The 3,883-nt window shown below is 54.8% G+C and carries 4 protein-coding genes; 2 read left to right on the top strand and 2 right to left on the bottom strand.

The annotated features are described in order from the left end of the window. Window positions 1-424 precede the first annotated feature (424 nt). Window positions 425-1,102, top strand: coding sequence for a hypothetical protein (locus B2Y11_RS02330; protein WP_291055677.1), 678 nt, complete (start codon window positions 425-427; stop codon window positions 1,100-1,102). A gap of 32 nt (window positions 1,103-1,134) precedes the next feature. Continuing rightward, window positions 1,135-1,800, top strand: coding sequence for an RsiV family protein (locus B2Y11_RS02325; protein ID WP_291055674.1), 666 nt, complete (start codon window positions 1,135-1,137; stop codon window positions 1,798-1,800). Window positions 1,801-1,922: 122 nt separating this feature from the next. Here the strand turns inward: B2Y11_RS02325 and B2Y11_RS02320 are convergent, their stop codons facing one another. Both B2Y11_RS02320 and B2Y11_RS02315 read right to left on the bottom strand, forming a co-directional pair. Further along, entirely contained in the window at window positions 1,923-2,633 is a 711-nt protein-coding gene (locus tag B2Y11_RS02320; RefSeq protein WP_291055672.1) for an SIMPL domain-containing protein, read from the bottom strand. Window positions 2,634-3,087: 454 nt separating this feature from the next. Then, window positions 3,088-3,663 carry a nitroreductase family protein gene (locus B2Y11_RS02315; protein ID WP_291055669.1) on the bottom strand — a complete coding sequence of 192 codons (576 nt, stop codon included), beginning with the start codon at window positions 3,661-3,663 and terminating at the stop codon, window positions 3,088-3,090. Window positions 3,664-3,883 lie beyond the last annotated feature (220 nt).

Here is a 3,883-nt window from a genome sequence, read left to right as displayed (position 1 = left end):
CGTCATGGGACTCCTTAAATAGCTTGCTATTCGCGTTGTCCCATTCCTTGCATTGCATAAAAATTCAAGAACAAAAGCAGACAGTGATTTAATCAGCGATTCCCTAGTGGGCTGGTGGGACGGTGGGACAGGGAGACAGTGGAGGCCGCTGTCCGCTTTCCCAAGGCTCAGGCGCCTGAAGGCGCCCGGATTCAGGGACTCCGGTTCCGCCCACAGAGCGGGCCGGTTCAGAGGGGAGTGCTGTATGCCGCCTCCGGCGGCAATCCACAACCTTAAGCGGCGTGGCCGCTGTTAAACCTGAGAACCTTCAGCCCAAAGGGCCGTCAAACCTCAGCCTGCAGGGCTGTCAATCTACCTAAAAAGGGCCGCGCAGCGGCCCTTTTTAGGGTATAATAAAGAAAAGAGAAGAAGGGCAGGTACCATTATGAATTATAAAAAAACAGGCCTTGCTGTTTTGACGGCCATTCTGATTTCCTTTAGCGGCATGGGAAGCGCCGAGGCCTCCCTGTGGCCGGGATTGGCGGCGAAGGTGTCGGAGAAGTCCGGCGCTTTCCGCACCGACGATTTCCACCAGGGAACCATCACCCTCCGCAGTCCCTACCTGGTCACCCATGCGGGGAACGAGGACTTTGCAGGCCGGGTGAATGCAGCCATTGCCCGGGAAAAGGACCGCTTCATTGACGAACTGGCTGCAGACAATGCAAAAAAGTACACCGAAGGCTGGATGATCTGGCATGAAGGGCTTATCGGCAATTTCATCAGCAATAACGAAGGCATTACCAGCATTGTGCTGGTGGAACAGAAGCTCATTGCCGGTGATGAGCACGGCCAAACTTTTGCCAAGGGCCTTAATTTCAACAGCTCCGGCGACCTCTTCGACCTGCCCCAGGTGCTGCCCCGGCTCACCGTGGCCGATGTGAATGCCTGCATCGAGCTTACCGCAAAGAAAAAGGGAATCACCCTCCTTCCGGACCACCAGGTGACGGAGCTTCCCTCCAATTTCTACATCGGCAAAAACAGGGTGGTTTATGCCCTGTACCAGCAGGATGACCTGACGCCCTTTTCGGAAGGCGTATTTTCCGTACCCATCGGGAAAGTGTAGCATTCCCGATTTCATGCAAAGGAGGAATTTCTATGAAATGGAAAAAAGTGCTGCTGTCCATGGCACTTCTGGCAGCCCTTTCCGGCGGCGCTTCCGCCGAGTGGACCCTGGGGCCGGGACTTGCGTCCCCGCTTCCCACGAACCCCGCCTTTTCCACCAAAGGATGGCAGAAAGAAACCATGAACGTGAACATCCCCGTTTCCCGGGATTCGAACCTTCTGAAACGGGCCCGTATCAATGCAGCGGTGGAAGTGGAAACGAACCGCTTCGCGAAATCCATTGAAAAGAGAAATGCAGCCTGGAAAACCACCGGCTGGATCTCCTGGCAGTCCGCCATGGACAAAAAGGAAAGTCCCATCACCAGCTTCCTTCTCATCGAATCCTCCTACCCCGACCGCGCTGCCCACCCTATGAGCCGCGCCGTGCCCATGAACTTTGACGGCCTGGGCCATCGGGTCACCCTGAAGGACTTGAAACAGAAAATGCCAAACCTCACGGTGGAAGAAGTGAACCGGCAGATTGAAATCCAGTGCAGCGAGAGAGAAATCTATCTTTTCCCCGACCATGCAGTGAGAAAACTGCCGGATATCTTCTATATAGGAAAAGACAGCCACCTCTACCTGGTCTTCGAACCCTACGAAATCGGCCCCTACGCCAGCGGCTTCATCGCCATTGATATGGGGATGGTAGTGTACTAGTGGGCTAGTGTACTAGTGGGCTAGTGGGCTGGTGGGACAGTGAGACCTCTGTCGTCTATCAGCGGACAGCCGATTTTTCCAATAAAAAAGCGTTCCCTTTTCGGGAGCGCTTTTTTGATGGGTCAGTCGATTTCAAATACCACAGTCACCTGTCCCTGCATTTTCGATTCACCGGGATCGATGGGGGTGGCGGCGTCGTTTTCCGCTCTGGCAGCAGCCAGCTTCACATTCATCATGCGATAGGGAACTACGTTCACATGATCATCGCTGGCGGAAATGACATTCACCACGCTTCTGCCCAGGGCAGCAGCGATGATTTTTGCCTTGCGATAAGCATCTTCCGTGGCTTTCCGCAGGGCTTCATCCTTGTACACCTCCGGGTGGCTTACGGAGAAATCTACGGAATCAATGCGGTTGGCTCCCGCTTCCACAGCGGCGTCCATGACGCTTCCTGTTTTGGAAAGCTGGTTTACCACGATTTTCATGGTGTTGGTGCAGCGGTATTCCTTCGTTTTCGCATTGCCCTTGCTGTCATAGGTCTGCTGGGGATAGACATTATAATTCTGGGTCTCAATCTTTGATGCATCGGCGCCGGCAGCAATGACTGCATTTTTGACCGATGTCATGGCATTGGCATTTTCACGAACCGCTGCCTTCACGTTGGGAGAGGAAGTTTCTACGGAAACATTGACTGTGGCCATGTCGCTTTTGGCGGTGACTTCACTGGTCCCAGTGACGGTAATGCTTCTTCTGGCCGGTTCCTCCGCCTGGGCTGTCATGCAGGAAAGGGCGATGACGCCGGCTGTTAAAAAGGCAATCCACTTTTTATTCATATACAGTTCCTCCTATAAAATTGACTACAAGTCATATTATAAACAGGAAACGGTGCCCTGTCAACATCGGACTGGCAGAAGATAGAAGACAGAAGACAGATATCAGACGTCTGACATACAGTACTCCCGACAGCGAGAGGGTTCAAGCGCCTTCGGCGCCCGGGTTCAAGGCCTCGCCGGGGCTTCGCCCCTGGAGGCCCCGGTTCCGCCCACAGAGCGGGCGGGTTCAAAGGAAGTTATGTAGTATCGCTGCCGCTGGCGAGGTATGGCGCCTGTCAGCGCCAATATAAATGCCGCCCATCGACGGTTGCCCGGTTGTGTGGTTTTCATTCCACGAAGTGGAATCACAAACTCATCGCCCGACAGGGCGATACCACCACCTTCTGAACCCGTCCGCTGAAAGCGGGCAGAACCTTTTGAACCTTCTGAACCCGGGCCGCTCTGCGGCCCCATCCTATTTCACAATGCATATATCCTTCAGCGCCCTCTTCGGTACGCAGTAGTTCTTATTTTCATCCAGGAAATACTTCAAGCTTCCGCTTTCCGGCACATCCACGATATGGCTTTCGCAGGAAGGATAGCCCAGGGCCATGAGAAGGCGGGGGTTCCAGTCCTCCGGCACAGAGAGAATGTCCTTCACCCTGTTCCATTCCACAGCTCCCAGAATGGCGGAGCCGATACCGTAGGCGCAGGCGTTGAGCGCCATATTTCGTACGGCAATGCCGGCGTCAATATCAGCCCAGGGATTTCCTCTTCCTTCCTTGCACACAAGGACAAAGGCCACCGGCTGCTCTCCCTCCTTCGGCGTGCCCAGCTCCTTCGGAAGGGCGGCAGCCCAGTGGATGGCAGGCTGCAGCGCCTTCACCAGGGCCGGATCCTTCACCAGTACATAACGCAGCACCTGGCCGTTCATGGCACTGGAAACGATACGCACATTCTCCATGAGCTCCTGCAGAATGGAAGAATCAATGGGCTTCTGGCTGAAACGACGGTAAGTACGGCATTGAATGGATAATTCTTTAAAATTCATGGTAAAACCTCCTTTGAAATTGTGTTCGAGAGTTCTGGCATTCTGGTGGAGCCTATGGCTGCCATCGGCTATCGGCTGACCGCTATCCGATGGCGGCGGGAAGCTGTATTCCCGAAGGTTGACGCCCGCTTTCGCGGGCGAGGGTTGATGGCGCCGCCGGGCCTTACGGCCCTGGGCGCCAAGGGTTCTGCCTGTGATCGGCTTCGCCTTACAGGCAGTT

The organism is Dialister sp. UBA1703, from assembly GCA_002320515.1.
In the GTDB taxonomy this organism is placed as follows: Bacteria; Bacillota; Negativicutes; order Veillonellales; family Dialisteraceae; genus Dialister.
This window is presented reverse-complemented; position numbering and strand designations above follow the sequence as displayed.